General features: G+C 65.8%; 14 protein-coding genes. 8 read left to right on the forward strand and 6 right to left on the reverse strand.

All coding sequences use genetic code 11. From position 1 onward, the window contains the following. Position 1 precedes the first annotated feature (1 nt). Together ACQR1L_RS30075 and ACQR1L_RS30080 are read left to right on the forward strand one after the other, a co-directional pair. Positions 2 to 1111 (forward strand): ABC transporter permease, encoded by a 1110-nt coding sequence (locus ACQR1L_RS30075; RefSeq protein WP_434861614.1) that lies wholly within the window; start codon positions 2 to 4, stop codon positions 1109 to 1111. Further along, the gene (locus ACQR1L_RS30080; RefSeq protein ID WP_434861538.1) at positions 1108 to 1887 is read left to right on the forward strand and encodes an ABC transporter permease; all 780 of its coding nucleotides are present in this window, start codon (positions 1108 to 1110) and stop codon (positions 1885 to 1887) included. The genes ACQR1L_RS30075 and ACQR1L_RS30080 overlap by 4 nt, the downstream gene beginning before the upstream one ends. Positions 1888 to 2040: 153 nt before the next feature. Here the strand turns inward: ACQR1L_RS30080 and ACQR1L_RS30085 are convergent, their stop codons facing one another. Then, positions 2041 to 2940: an NAD-dependent epimerase/dehydratase family protein gene (locus tag ACQR1L_RS30085; RefSeq protein WP_434861539.1), complete on the reverse strand. Its 900-nt coding sequence runs from the start codon at positions 2938 to 2940 to the stop codon at positions 2041 to 2043. Positions 2941 to 3140: 200 nt separating this feature from the next. Between ACQR1L_RS30085 and ACQR1L_RS30090 the strand changes: the two genes are divergently transcribed. Beyond that, entirely contained in the window at positions 3141 to 3302 is a 162-nt protein-coding gene (locus tag ACQR1L_RS30090) for a hypothetical protein (RefSeq protein WP_434861540.1), read from the forward strand. Between the two features lie 336 nt (positions 3303 to 3638). After that, positions 3639 to 4199: a hypothetical protein gene (locus ACQR1L_RS30095; protein WP_434861541.1), complete on the forward strand. Its 561-nt coding sequence runs from the start codon at positions 3639 to 3641 to the stop codon at positions 4197 to 4199. A 241-nt stretch (positions 4200 to 4440) separates the two neighbouring features. Here the strand turns inward: ACQR1L_RS30095 and ACQR1L_RS30100 are convergent, their stop codons facing one another. Beyond that, positions 4441 to 5586 carry a penicillin-binding protein activator gene (locus tag ACQR1L_RS30100; protein WP_434861542.1) on the reverse strand — a complete coding sequence of 382 codons (1146 nt, stop codon included), beginning with the start codon at positions 5584 to 5586 and terminating at the stop codon, positions 4441 to 4443. A gap of 57 nt (positions 5587 to 5643) precedes the next feature. On the opposite strand from ACQR1L_RS30100, the gene ACQR1L_RS30105 reads away from it, so the two are divergent. Next, complete coding sequence (locus tag ACQR1L_RS30105; RefSeq protein ID WP_434861543.1) at positions 5644 to 6087, forward strand: hypothetical protein; 444 nt, start codon at positions 5644 to 5646, stop codon at positions 6085 to 6087. A gap of 19 nt (positions 6088 to 6106) precedes the next feature. Continuing rightward, positions 6107 to 7447: a serine hydrolase gene (locus ACQR1L_RS30110; protein WP_434861544.1), complete on the forward strand. Its 1341-nt coding sequence runs from the start codon at positions 6107 to 6109 to the stop codon at positions 7445 to 7447. Positions 7448 to 7580: 133 nt separating this feature from the next. Here ACQR1L_RS30110 and ACQR1L_RS30115 read toward each other — a convergent pair whose 3' ends face one another. Both ACQR1L_RS30115 and ACQR1L_RS30120 read right to left on the reverse strand, forming a co-directional pair. Then, positions 7581 to 7757 (reverse strand): hypothetical protein, encoded by a 177-nt coding sequence (locus ACQR1L_RS30115; protein WP_434861545.1) that lies wholly within the window; start codon positions 7755 to 7757, stop codon positions 7581 to 7583. A 33-nt stretch (positions 7758 to 7790) separates the two neighbouring features. Continuing rightward, positions 7791 to 8645, reverse strand: a complete 855-nt coding sequence (locus tag ACQR1L_RS30120) for a LysR family transcriptional regulator (RefSeq protein ID WP_434861546.1) — start codon at positions 8643 to 8645, stop codon at positions 7791 to 7793. 129 nt (positions 8646 to 8774) lie between these two features. Between ACQR1L_RS30120 and ACQR1L_RS30125 the strand changes: the two genes are divergently transcribed. Then, positions 8775 to 9761, forward strand: coding sequence for a zinc-dependent alcohol dehydrogenase family protein (locus ACQR1L_RS30125; protein WP_434861547.1), 987 nt, complete (start codon positions 8775 to 8777; stop codon positions 9759 to 9761). Between the two features lie 44 nt (positions 9762 to 9805). Next, on the forward strand, positions 9806 to 10630 hold the full coding sequence (locus ACQR1L_RS30130) for an SDR family NAD(P)-dependent oxidoreductase (protein WP_434861548.1): 825 nt from the start codon (positions 9806 to 9808) through the stop codon (positions 10628 to 10630). Between the two features lie 36 nt (positions 10631 to 10666). On the opposite strand, the gene ACQR1L_RS30135 is transcribed toward ACQR1L_RS30130, so the two are convergent. After that, the gene (locus ACQR1L_RS30135) at positions 10667 to 11335 is read right to left on the reverse strand and encodes a hypothetical protein (protein ID WP_434861549.1); all 669 of its coding nucleotides are present in this window, start codon (positions 11333 to 11335) and stop codon (positions 10667 to 10669) included. A gap of 231 nt (positions 11336 to 11566) precedes the next feature. After that, positions 11567 to 12697: a sterol desaturase family protein gene (locus ACQR1L_RS30140; protein WP_434861550.1), complete on the reverse strand. Its 1131-nt coding sequence runs from the start codon at positions 12695 to 12697 to the stop codon at positions 11567 to 11569. Between the last annotated feature and the right edge of the window lie 179 nt (positions 12698 to 12876).

A 12876-nucleotide genomic window follows, 5' to 3' on the forward strand; every position in this document is an offset into this window, starting at 1 on the left:
CATGCTGTCGTTCTTCGTCGTGCCCTTGGTGACGATGATGAAGTCGGCGGTGTCGGACCCCGTGGCCACCGAGGCGCTGCCCCGCACGGCGCGGGCGCTGACCGGCTGGGACCGCACCGGCGCGCCGCCTGCATCTGCGCAAGCCGCGTTCGCTGACGACATCCGCGCGATAAAGAATGACGAGCAGTTCGGCGATCTCGTCCGCCGCCTCAACAGCGCGCAGTCCGGCTTCCGCAGCCTGCTCGGCAAGACCCGCCGCGCGCTCGACGGCAGCGATGCAGCCGATCTCGCGAGCATCGACTCGCGCTGGAGCGAGAGCTCCTACTGGACGACGATCGCCGAGGCCGTCGCCTCGCCCTGGACCGACAAGAACCTGCTCGCGGCCGTCGATCTCGAACGCAATGCATCCGGCAACATCGCGGCAATGCCCGAGGGCGCCTCGGCCAACCGGCTGATCATGATCCGGACCTTCATTACTTCGGCGCTGGTGACGCTTGCCTGCATCCTGATCGGCCTGCCATATGCGATGGTCGCAGCCACGGTCGAAGGATGGCGCCGGCAGGTGCTGCTCGGCGCCGTGCTGCTGCCGCTGTGGACCTCGCTTCTGGTGCGTACCGCGGCCTGGTACGTCGTGCTGCAGGACAACGGCCTGATCAATGCGACCTTGAAGGGGCTCGGCCTCACCTCGGCGCCGGTGCCGCTGATGTTCAACCGGCTCGGCGTCGTCATCGCGATGACTCATGTGCTGTTGCCGTTCATGGTGCTGCCGATCTTCAGCGTGCTGATCGCGATCCCGCGCAACCTGATGCCGGCGGCGGCCTCGCTCGGCGCGCATCCGCTGCGCGCCTTCTTTCACGTGCTGCTGCCGCTGTCGATGCGCGGCGTCGTCTCCGGCGCCGTGCTCGTGTTCATGGCCGCGCTCGGCTACTACATCACGCCAGCGCTGATCGGCGGTGCCAACGACCAGATGATCTCGTCGGTGATCGCCTATTACGCCACCGGCGCCGCGAACTGGGGTATGGCCGGCGCGCTGGGCCTGGTTCTTCTCGCGATGACGATCCTGCTCTATGCCATCTATATGCGCCTGACGGTCGAGGAGCAGCGCGCATGAGGCCGCTGCCGATCCTGAAAGCGGCCTTCGCCGCCCTCGTCGTGATCTTCCTGCTCGGCCCGCTGGTCGCGGTGCTGCCGCTGTCGCTGACCGACAGTGTGTTCCTGAACTATCCCATCCCCGGCTACTCGACGCGCTGGTTCAAGGAGCTCGTCACCGCCGACTCCTGGCGGCTCTCGATCGTCAACAGCCTGCTGATCGGCGCCGGCACGACGGTGCTCGCCACCCTGCTCGGCACCCTCGCCGCGCTCGGCCTGCGTGGCAAGCGCGCCTCGCTGCTGTTTTCCACCTTGCGGACGGTGTTCCTGCTGCCGATGGTCGTGCCAGCGGTGGTGCTCGGCGTCGGCATGCAACTGATGTTCGCGCGCTACGGTCTCACCAACACCTATCTCGGCGTCATCATCGCCCACACCGTGGTCGCCGTGCCGTTCGTGCTCGTCAACGTCTCCTCGGCTTTGCAGGGCGTCGACGTCAGGCTGGAGCAGGCCGCCGCCAGCCTTGGCGCCGCGCCGCGGACGGTGCTGTTCTCGGTGACGCTTCCCATTGCGCTCCCCGGCATCATCTCCGGCGCGCTGTTCGCGTTCGCCACCTCGCTCGACGAGGTCGTGCTGACCCTGTTCGTCGCCGGTCCCAACCAGCGCACCCTGGCCCGGCAGATGTTCGCCACCATCCGCGAGAACATCAGCCCGGCGATCGTCTCGGCCGCGGCGGTGTTCATCGTCGGCACGATCGTGCTGTCGCTCGCGATGCTGGCGATCCGGCGGCGGATGGCGTAACGCGCGGCGTGCACGTGAGGCAATTGGGTTACTCGTCATGCCCGGGCTTGTCCCGGGCATCCACGTCCTTCCGCGAGGCCCGACGTGGATGGCCGGGACAAGCCCGGCCATGACGTTGTGGAGAGAGTCGAGCATATCTCGCGATTGAGTGACCTACCCCGCCTTCACATACTTCCGCCAGTCGTGCTCTTCCTTGAACCCGAGCACCTCCCGCGTCTTGCGGTTCGACAGCGGCGCTTCGCGCTCGCCGAGCTCGCGCGTCACCGGCACGCCGGGGCAATAGCGCTGCAGCAGCTCGCGCGTCGGGATGTTGGCCGTGACCGTATCGTTCACCGCGTTGAACACCTGGAAGCCGAGTCCGTCCTTGGCGATCGCCAGATGCACGATCTCGCCGAGGTCGCGGGCATCGATGTACGACCACGCGTTGCGCTTGCGCGACGGCGGGTCGGCGAGGAAGCGCGGGAACATGTCGTATTCATGCGGCTCGATGACGTTGCCGATCCGCAAACAATAAATGTCGATGCCGTAGCGCATCGCGAACGCACGCGCGGTCTTCTCGTTGACGACCTTCGACAGCCCGTAAGAATCCATCGGGTCGATGTCGTAGTCCTCCTCGAGCGGAAAGCTGTGGAAGTCCTTGTCGCCCTCGGCAAAGCACACGCCGTAAGTCGTCTCGCTGGAGGCGATGATGATCTTGCGGACGCCGAGCTTGGCCGCGGCCTCGATCACGTTGTAGGTCGAGATCGTGTTGACGCGGAACGTCTCATTGTCGGGCTCGATCAGCACGCGCGGAATCGCCGCGAAATGCACCACGGCATCCGGCGGAGACGGCGGCCGGCCGGCATTGAATCCGCCGAAGCCGTAATGGCTGGTCAGCGCATTGAAGGCCTGGCCGCTGTCGGTGAGATCGGCGACCAGCGTGTTGATGCCGGGATGATCGAACGGCTTGAGATCGACGTTGAGCAGCTCATAGCCCTTGGCCTGAAGATGCGGCAGCACATGCCGTCCCGCCTTGCCAGTTCCTCCGGTGAACACCACGCGCTTTGTTGTCATCGTCTTTTCATCCTCGTGAGGTGCGTGAACGCGCCTGTCCTTAACAGCATTGCCCCGCCCGGCTCCATAGGAACTTGCCCAGGTCTCGCGGCCGGCTTCGGGCCATGACGGCAACCGGGCCTTCATCAACACCGTGCGATGCTGAACTTTTCCAGGCGTGAACCGACGTATTCAAAGCAAGGCCGAGGTGGAGGTCGCAAATGACGACTCTGGCCAGAGTGATTTCGAAGGCATTTTCCGAGCAATCCCAGGGGACGCACAACACGCTGCTGAGACATTTGACGTTGTTCGGTGCAGCGGTCGTTTTTGTCTGGATATTGACGCTGACCTACGGGCTCGATCTGAGCCCCGCGCTGTTCTGACCGTTATCGCCTGCAGGGTGTGCGCCGCGCCCGCGCGGAGCCGAACTCATCAGCTACAAGTCGGCAGCTCAAAGTCGGCGGATCAAACGCGGCAGCTGCAGGTCCAAGCTGGCCATCTAGCAGATGGCTGGAGGCAGCCGCGATATAGCCCACGGGGGGGGCGATCCTCCTCATTCGCCGCGCGTGCAATAGGCGCCGGCGAGCGTCCTTCGCAAAACCGACACAAGATTCTTTTCACTCATCAGTAGCCAGGTTCTTAGCTTTCTGATAGGTAACTCAGTGTGGTTAGTTGGACGCATTTGGGGCGGCCTGGCCGTCCCGGGAAAGGACGTGGTCATGAAACTGTCGTCGAGTGTTACTCCGTCAGCCGTCGCGCTGTTTGCAGCGATTTTGCTATGTGGCACGGCCGTGGCTCAGCCCGTAGCGGGCCCCGCCCCGACGCTGCCTGGCGTCACCGTCGACGCCCCGAAGACGGCGGCCAAGCCATCTCGACCGACCGAGGCGGCAGGCACGGCGACATCGCACCGGGCGGCCTCGACCCACCGATCAACCGCCCGCGCGGCGGCGTCGGGCCAGACGCCCTCGACGACGAGCAACGAAGTCCTGGACAGGATCTCCAAGCTGGAACGCGCGGCCAGCAGCTGTAACGGTGGCTGCGAGACCAGCTTCAAGTCCGGCAACCAGCCCTGGATCGGCTGCAGCCTGTCGGGTCAGGAATCGGTGCCGTTCGACGGCAAGTGCTCGGACACGCTCACCTACGCCCACTACTCGGATTGCCAGCAGACCAAGGCCTTCCTGGGCTGGGACCGCAACAAGATTTGGTGGCACTGCAGCAGCCTGCAGGTCGGCAACAAGTTCAAGGTCGCCGAAATCAAGCGGTTGAAGTCCACCCGCTGACGCGGTTCGATAAACACATCGTCGCCGGCCCGCGCTTTGCGTGGGCCGGCGACATGCGCCTTGTTCGACGGATGACGTGGGCCGGCACGGCGTATGGGTGCCTCAGGATGCGCCGTCCTGATCGCATCAACCCGGCCCAAGCGATCCCAGCCGCCTGATCCCAGCCGCTTGATCCCAGCCGCCTGGTGGCGAGCCGAGCACACGCATCGAGCGGCCTGTCCGGCCGCGCAATGATCTCGCATCATTCGCTCTCGAACTTCGTCGGAGGCGGGGACAGCACCTGAGGCCCGTGCGCCGTGTCGACGCGAAACACGCCGAACCCGCGCTCGGTGCTTCCATCGCGGCGGAAACGAAACAGGCCCATCACGCCGAAGAAGCCGGACGGCTGGGATATGGTCGTCACGTCAATTCCTCGCGGGCCGTGCTCCCTGAACAGCGCGACGGCAAGTGACCCCGCATCATAGGCGAGATAGGACATGGCGGTCGGCGCTTCACCGAACCGCTCGGTGTATCGGTTCTCGAATGCGCCGAGTCCGCGAAGCTCGGGCGATACGAACCAGCCGCCATCCAGCGCCGGTTCGCTGAGATTGGTGTAGCTGGCCCAGTTCACCGTTCCGACGAATTGAGCCTTGGCCAGATCGCCGCCGTCCGCTTTGACCATGCGCGCAATCCGCCCGACATTCCCCAGGTCGTCGTAAAGAAACACCGCGCCCACCGACGCATCCGCAAGCTTCCGCAGGGCGTCCCGCGGCGGTTCACCGCCAGCCGGGTAACGCTCGACGATGAGGCTGCTTCCGCGATCGGCGACGGACTTGCGCAGCGCGTCTTCGACCCGCCGTCCGGCCTTCGCATCCGGCAACAAGGCGCCGAAGGATTCGAGTCCGCGCGAGCGGCTGAACGCAATCATTGCGTCGGCCATATGATCCCGATCGACATCCAGGCGGAACAGATTCGGCGCCGCGACGATGGGCTCGGCCGTGAGGCAGATCACCGGCACGCCCGCGCCCACGGCCGTCTCGGAGACCTTGCCGACGGCGCCCGGGAGCTGCGGGCCAACGATCAGTCTTGCTCCGAGGTCGAGGACGCGCCGCAGCGCGCGCTCGGAACGATCCGGATCGCCGCCATCATCCTCGACCAGGACGGCGATCCCGAGCTCCTGCCACTCGGCGACCGCCATCTCGAAACCTTGCCTGATCGCACGTGCCGACTTCCCCAATTCGCCGCTGGCGGAGATCGGGAGCACGAGAGCCACCTTCACCTGGAGGCCTTCGGCTGACGCAGCCGATGCCGCTCCAGGACTCCCGGCCAGCGCGGCCGCGGCGATCATCACGATCATCCGCCAGGACAGGGATCTCGTACGGGAAAGCGCCATCACCACCGTCTCCATCGAGGACCGACCGACCTCACCCCATTCGTCCCGGCGTCGGATGTCATGGGATCGTAGATGACCTTGACGGAGCGCTCCGAACCAAGTCCCATCCGTTTCAGCATGCGTCGACCTCGTCCTGGCTTTCCCGATCGGCCTCACGCCTCTGATGAACGAAGCATCGAAGCCAAAATGAAGACGCAAATCCAGAGCGCCATCAAGTCTGCCCAAAGCAGCCATTTGGCTGTGCGCAATGACAACACGGCTTTCAAGATATTCTCGCCTCTGTTCGTCTCTCGATCCAGGAGAGATCATCGTCCGGACATGAGTACGCCGATGCTCGCTTCTCTTCCCTGCTGGATCGAGCTAACTTGTTTGGAAGTCCGGCTGCAAGGGACGACCTATGAGTGCGGAGCGATTTCGCATTTTCGCCGCGGCGGCGTGCCTCGCTGCGCTGTTGCCTCAGACAACACCGACGGCGGCCCAGACCATGCCCGCGCCCGACATCCAGCAAAAGATTGATGCCGTCTGCGCCTGTCTCATGACAAAGGTCGTGGAGAAGGACGATCCCCACATCTGCCAGCGGCTGAAGGATCGCATGGCCGCCAGCCATGTGCCGGGCGTCAGCATCGCCGTCATCCACGACGGCGCCATCGAATGGGCGCAGGGGTTTGGCGTTGCCGAGGTCGGCGGCCGCGCGGTCACCGCTGAGACGCTGTTCCAGGCCGGCAGCATCAGTAAGCCTGTCGCCGCGATGGCGGCGCTTCGTCTCGTCGAGCAAGGCCGGTTGGCGCTCGATGCCGACGTCAACCACGCTCTGACCTCCTGGAAGCTCCCGGCAAACACGGCATCCCCCGGAGCCGTCACCCTGCGCCAATTGCTCAGCCACACGGCCGGGCTCACGGTGCATGGATTTCCCGGCTACGCCGCCGGAGCGGCGCTGCCGTCGCTGGTGCAGATCCTGAATGGAGAGCCGCCCGCCAACACCGCGCCTGTCCGCATCGAGGCGCCCCCGGGAAGCCGTTGGAAATATTCCGGCGGCGGCTACACCATCGCGCAACTGCTGCTCGAGGATATCTCTCGGCAGTCCTTCCCCCAACTCATGCAGGACACCGTGCTGGGACCAATCGGCATGCGCAGCAGCACCTATGAGCAGCCCTTGCCGGTGGCGCTGCGCTCCGGCGCCGCCACGCCCTACCGGGCCAACGGCACGCCGATCCCGGGCGGTTTTCACACCTATCCGGAAATGGCAGCGGCTGGGCTTTGGAGCACACCGACCGAACTCGCGCGCTATGTGATCGAGGTCCAGCGCTCGCTGCGCGGCGATGCCAACCATGTGCTGTCGGCCGGAATGACCCGCGAGATGCTCACCCCCGGCCTCGGCCGGCACGCGCTCGGTCTGCCGATCGGCGGCTCCCCTGACGACCCGTTCTTCTCGCATAGCGGCATCGATGCCGGCTTCGAAGCCATTCTCGTCGGCTATCAGCAGCGCGGCGAGGGCGCGATCGTCATGACCAATGCGCAAGGCGGCCAGTTGCTGGCCGGCGAGATCCTGCGCAGCATCGCCCATGTCTATGGCTGGCCGGATCTGCATCCGATCGTCCGCAGCAGCATCGCGGTCGATCCCGCCCTGCTTGCGACCTATGCCGGCGTCTATCAGCTGACGCCGACCTTCGCGGTCACCATCACGCTGGAAGGCGGCAAGCTGATGTCGCAGGCGACGGGCCAGGGCAAGATCGAGCTGTTCGCGGAGGCGCCAAGCCGCTTCTTCGTCAAGCCGGTCGATGCCCAGTTGGAGTTCTTCACCGCTTCATCCGGGCAGATCACCCACCTCGTTCTCCATCAGAACGGCCAGGAGATGCGCGGCGAACGCAAGCCATAGCCCCGACCAGCGCGCCGGTGGCAGAGCTCACCAGACGGCCAGTGGCGCCCTAGAGATCACAGAGCACGTTCCTGATGAGGTCCGACATTGTCATTCGTCACCCAAGCGCCGCGCCTTGCTGGATGTAGCGCGTTCACGCATCGAACTCGTCCAGCTGACGGTCGTCGGTGGCAACGAGCCCGCGCGGCTGCTCTATGAGAGCGCCGTCTTCGGCGTGCAGCCGAAAGCATTCAATGTGGGCGATCGCTATCTCAATGAACTCCACATGCTCCTCGACCTCGGCCGCAAGGCCAGGGCTCCGCGCGGTCATCCTGATCGGGCCTGTCGCGGTTTCTATGGCGCCTCACGCCGACGCCAGCTGCGAGATCACGAGGTCGAGCAGCGCACGCAGCCGCGCCAGCCGGCGCAGGTCGCGGTGATAGCCGACATAGGTGTCCCGTCCCGGCGGCTGCTCGCCGACGTCGACGGGCCGAAGGCCCGGCGTCGCATCGCCGAGCGGCCGGGGCAGCACGGCGAGGCCCGCTCCTTGCGCACAGAGCATGGCCTGAACGTCGCGGTTGTTGCTGCGCATCGCGACCTCGGCCTTCGGCAGTCGCTTGGCGAGCCAGCGCGCGTCGGGCATGTCGGCGAATGCCGTGTCCATGGTGACGACCCTGATCCCCTGGCCATCGCCCTTCACGCGCCGCGGGCCATCCATGGGACCGTACACGGCGTAGGGAATGTGCAGCAGCCGCCGCGAGATCACCTCCGGCTCGTCGAACGCGCGGATGCGAAACACGAGATCGGCCTCGCGGCGGGGAAGACTGTACAGCCGCGCGTCGGTCAGAAGTTCGACACAGACGCGCGGGTGCAGCCGGCCGAATTCGACCAGCACCGGCGTCAGCATCAGGCGGCCGAACCAGTCCGACGATGAGACCCTGAGGAAACCGTCGAGCTGCGCCTGCGCGCCCGCCAGGCGCCGCTCGAACGCGAGCGCCTCCTCCTCCATTCGCTCGGCATGCGCCAGAACCGCCGTGCCTTCGTGAGTCAGCACGAAGCCTTCGGCCGTGCGCTGAAACAGCGTCTGGCTCACGGCCGCTTCGAGCGCCGCGAGGCGGCGTCCCATGGTCGGCTGCGACAGGCCGAGCCGGCGCGCGGCCGCGCCGAGCGTGCCCTCGCGCGCGATGGCGAGGAAGATCCGCAGGTCGCTCCACTCCATGCAAGACCTTTCGGACAGGGACGCGACGGACACCGCCCCATTCAGAACTGAATGAATTACATACGAATTCGATGATGTCCATTCAGAGTGCGAGCGCCGATGATGCCTTCATCACAGCAGGAGGTCGCCATGACCATCTCGATGAAGGCTGCCATTCTCCACCAAACCGGCGCGCCGCTCCGCGTCACCGCGATCAGCCGCCCCGCGCCGGGCCGCGGCGAAGTCCTCGTCCGCATCGCCGCGGCGGGCACCAACCCGCTCGACACCAAGATCCACGCCGGCCAGGCCGCGCATGCGAGGCACCCGGCGCCATCGATCCTCGGCCTGGACATGGCCGGAACGGTCGAAGCCATCGGCGAAGGCGTCACCCGGTTTCGCCCGGGCGACGAGGTCTACGGCTTGGTCGGGGGTGTCGGCGGCCACCCCGGCACGCTCGCCGAATATGTCAGCGCCGACGCGGATCTGCTCGCGGCCAAGCCGGCGAACCTCAGCATGCGCGAGGCGGCCGTGCTGCCGCTGGTGACGATCACGGCCTGGGAAGGCTTGGTCGACCGCGTCGGCATCCGGCACGGCCAGACCCTGCTCGTACTCGGCGGCGCCGGCGGCGTCGGCCACATCGTCGTCCAGCTCGGCCTCGCCTTCGGCGCGACGGTCTTCGCAACGGGAAATCCCGAGAGCCAGCCCGTGATCGAGCGCCTCGGCGCTGTCTTCATCGACCGCAACGAGCCGATCGCCGACGCCGTCAGTCGCATCACGGCGGGCCGCGGCTTCGACGTTGTCTACGACACGGTCGGCGCACTCGACACAGCCTTCGCCGCGGTCGCGCGGTTCGGCCACGTCACCTCGTCGCTGGGCTGGGGCACGCATCCGCTGGCGCCGCTGTCGTTCAAGGGCGGCACCTATTCCGGCGTGTTCACGCTCCTGCCGCTGCTCGACGGCAAGGGACGGCGGCATCACGGCGAGATCCTCGAACAGGCCGCTCAGCTGGTGGAAGCCGGCAAGCTCACGCCGCTGCTCGACCCGCGCCGGTTCGCACTCGAAGAGGTCGGCGCAGCCTATGACGCGCTCAAGACGGGCAGCGCCGGCAAGATCGCCATCGACATCTCGGCGGCGTGAGCCGGCGCGCTCTCCAAGCCTCACATGCATCAAGGAGTTATCCGATGAGAGTCTGGTTCATCACAGGTGCCTCGCGCGGCTTCGGCGCGCTGGTCGCGCAGCAGGCGTTGGCGAGAGGCGACGCCGTCGTGGCGACGGCGCGCGATCCGAATGCGATCACGAAGCGCATCGGGGCGCACCCCAACCTCCTGCCGCTCGCGCTCGACGTCACCAAAGAGAGCGAGGCGGTCGCGGCGGCGCAGGCGGCGGTCGACCGCTTCGGCAAGATCGACGTGCTCCTCAACAATGCCGGCTTCGGCCTGATGGGCGCGGTGGAGGAAGCTAGCGCAGACGAGATCGAGGCCGTCTTCCGCACCAACGTGTTCGGCCTGCTCGCCGTCACCCGCGCGGTGCTTCCTCACATGCGCAAGGCGCGCTCGGGCCGCATCCTCAACATCTCCTCGATCGGCGGCTATCGCGGCTCGGCCGGCTTCGGTGTCTATGGCGCGACCAAGTTCGCGGTCGAGGCGCTGACGGAGGCGCTGCGCGTCGAGCTGGCGCCACTCGGCATCCATGTCACGGCGATCGAGCCAGGCTATTTCCGCACCGACTTCATGGATGCCTCGTCGCTGAGGGTCAGCCGTCTCGAGATCCCCGACTACAGCGCGACGGTCGGACGGGTCCGCGCGAACGCGGGCAAAATCAACGGCGCCCAGCCCGGCGATCCCGACAAGCTCGCGCGGGTGCTCGTCGACTTCGCCGACGAGCCCGACCCGCCGGTGCGGCTGCCGCTCGGGGCCGACACCGTCGCGGCGATCGAGGCGAAGCACGCCTCCGATGCCGCCATCATCGCGCGGTGGCGCAAGGTTTCGCTCTCGACCGGTTTTTGACAGCAGCTCGCGATCGACCTCGATCCGGACCGGATGTCATGGATCGTAGATGACCTTCACGGAGCGGCCGGCGCTGAGCCCGAGCCGCTTCACCATGTCGTCGACCTCGTCCTGGCTTTCCGGATAGGCCTCGTAGGTGATCTTCGTCTTGAACAAGGTTGGATAGTATCGTGGATGAAGCGTCCACATGACGTCGCGAAAGACGCCGGTTTCCGCGTAGAGATTTCGGACGATCCGTCGCACATAGAGACTGTCGGTGGGAAGCGAGAGCGGCGGCTTGACGGCGCGGTCCTTGAAAAACTCCGTGAACGTCCGCTCATATGTAAAGCCGTGTTCGCCGCCCTGCCGACACGGACCACGCTGCACTTTCTTCGGCTCACCGTCCCGCGGTGCTTCAAGATACGTGCATAGCTCGAGGCCCTGCGGATAGTGCCAGGCGACGAGCGTGTCCTTGAGGATGTAGGTCTTGTCCGACGCCACGAGAAGGAATTGCGCGCACGCCGACAGGCAGTGGTCGTAGACCACGACCGTGGCACGACGATCGCGGACGATGTCGGACAGCGTGACCGCGGGAATTGTATGTCCTCCGAAGCTTCGCACGACGAACAATCCCCCATCATGGAGATCCTTCGCCGACGAGACATCCATATTCTCGGCAAGCACGCCGTCGAAGCAGAGCACGCGCTTGTCCGGGCTGAGGCTCATCGGAGCCTGTCCCGCATGGCGGCAGTGATTCACGGCCTCGTAATATCTCTCGCGATCGACCGCCGGCTCCTGGGCGCACGCCTCCGCTGAACGAAGCGTCGCAGTCAGGATGACAAGGCACATCCAGAGCGCCGTCTGAACCATCGGTGCCATTCCCGCCTCTGAACTTCATATGGTTCGCCCGTCTGCGTCTGGGACGTTGCCAGAGTAGGACCAGCGATCCACGTCGCTTCATGGATCCCGGTGTTCGAGGAATTCCTTCACCGGCCCGACGAAGGGGTGCATGAACTGCCCGAACATGCCGCCGGGAATCGGCTTCACCGTGCCGTAGTTGACCGGCCAGCGATCCCTGGGCAGATGCCACGTTCCGCCGAGCATGTCGAACAGCGGCGTGTGCGCCGCGTAGTTCTTGTCGAGGGCCTCGGCGTCGGAGGCGTGGTGCCAGTGGTGGAATTGCGGCGTGACGATGACGTAGCGCAGCCAGCCGACATCCATCTTGATGTTGGAATGGATCAGCACCGACTGCACGGAGATGAAGATCAGGTAGGCGAAGATCGTGTCCTGCGGGAAGCCGAGCAGGACGATCGGCACCAGCACCAGGGCGCGCGTCGCCAATGGCTCGAGGAAATGCAGGCGCGATCCCGACAGCCAGTCCATATGCTCGGGCGAATGATGCACGGCATGGATGCGCCACAGCCACGGCACCTCGTGATAGGCGCGGTGGGTGATGTATTCGACGGCATCGGCCGCCAGGATCACCAGCACGAAGCGGACGATCGCCGGCAGCGCCACGACATGCGCTTGCAAGGACGGGCTGATCGCCCAGGCGAAGGCGTCATGGGCGAAATGGGTCGAGACCACCAGGAAGACGCCGATCAGCAAATGGTTGACGCCGAAGTAAGCGAGATCGAGCTTCCAGCCCGGGCTGAGCGGCCCCTGCTCCGGACGCACCCGCGGAAACACCCATTCGAGCAGCACGAAGGCCGCACCGGTGAAGAAGAGATCGAGCACCAGCCAGTCGAGGCCGAGATAGACGCGCGGCTGCTGAAAATCCGGCGTCGGCACATAGGGCCCGCCGAGCAGGGTGGCGAGGAACAGCCCGCTGAGCCCGATCGCCGCGCTCACCCGCGGGCCGCCGAGCACGATCCCGACGACACCGAGCCAGGCCCCGGCGACCATCGCGACTGCCAGCGTCAGGCGGAGCAGCTCGACGTCGTAATGAACGCGCAGCTCGGGCGTCGTGAGAAAGGCGGGGTAGCGCAGGCAGAGCACCGCGGCGACGCTGAGCACGCCGATCGCGGCGCAGAGCGAACTGCCGATGCGCCCCTCGCCAATGCGCGGCCTGGAACTGAGTTGAGCCATCGACCGTCTCCCCAACAAAGATTTTTGACGCGCTAGAACGAGCGCGCGAACGTTTCATTGAGCCCCATGGCCAGGGTACGTCGATAGCCGATGACGGTTAAAATTACCGGAAGTCAAAGTCCGCCTGGTCGGAAGCCGCCTTGCCCTGGCATGACCGTCCACGCTCGGCCAGTTCGGCC

Origin of the sequence: Bradyrhizobium sp. HKCCYLR20261, from assembly GCF_051168435.1 — a bacterium.
GTDB lineage: Bacteria > Pseudomonadota > Alphaproteobacteria > Rhizobiales > Xanthobacteraceae > Bradyrhizobium.

Coding starts and splice junctions, on each gene's coding strand:
- ACQR1L_RS30075 (WP_434861614.1), top strand. CDS start 2: ATGCTGTCGTTCTTCGTCGTGCCCTTGGTGACGATGATGAAGTCGGCG.
- ACQR1L_RS30140 (WP_434861550.1), bottom strand. CDS start 12,697: ATGGCTCAACTCAGTTCCAGGCCGCGCATTGGCGAGGGGCGCATCGGC.
- ACQR1L_RS30085 (WP_434861539.1), bottom strand. CDS start 2,940: ATGACAACAAAGCGCGTGGTGTTCACCGGAGGAACTGGCAAGGCGGGA.
- ACQR1L_RS30115 (WP_434861545.1), bottom strand. CDS start 7,757: ATGACCGCGCGGAGCCCTGGCCTTGCGGCCGAGGTCGAGGAGCATGTG.
- ACQR1L_RS30125 (WP_434861547.1), top strand. CDS start 8,775: ATGACCATCTCGATGAAGGCTGCCATTCTCCACCAAACCGGCGCGCCG.
- ACQR1L_RS30120 (WP_434861546.1), bottom strand. CDS start 8,645: ATGGAGTGGAGCGACCTGCGGATCTTCCTCGCCATCGCGCGCGAGGGC.
- ACQR1L_RS30090 (WP_434861540.1), top strand. CDS start 3,141: ATGACGACTCTGGCCAGAGTGATTTCGAAGGCATTTTCCGAGCAATCC.
- ACQR1L_RS30100 (WP_434861542.1), bottom strand. CDS start 5,586: ATGGAGACGGTGGTGATGGCGCTTTCCCGTACGAGATCCCTGTCCTGG.
- ACQR1L_RS30135 (WP_434861549.1), bottom strand. CDS start 11,335: ATGAGCCTCAGCCCGGACAAGCGCGTGCTCTGCTTCGACGGCGTGCTT.
- ACQR1L_RS30095 (WP_434861541.1), top strand. CDS start 3,639: ATGAAACTGTCGTCGAGTGTTACTCCGTCAGCCGTCGCGCTGTTTGCA.
- ACQR1L_RS30080 (WP_434861538.1), top strand. CDS start 1,108: ATGAGGCCGCTGCCGATCCTGAAAGCGGCCTTCGCCGCCCTCGTCGTG.
- ACQR1L_RS30105 (WP_434861543.1), top strand. CDS start 5,644: ATGACCTTGACGGAGCGCTCCGAACCAAGTCCCATCCGTTTCAGCATG.
- ACQR1L_RS30110 (WP_434861544.1), top strand. CDS start 6,107: ATGACAAAGGTCGTGGAGAAGGACGATCCCCACATCTGCCAGCGGCTG.
- ACQR1L_RS30130 (WP_434861548.1), top strand. CDS start 9,806: ATGAGAGTCTGGTTCATCACAGGTGCCTCGCGCGGCTTCGGCGCGCTG.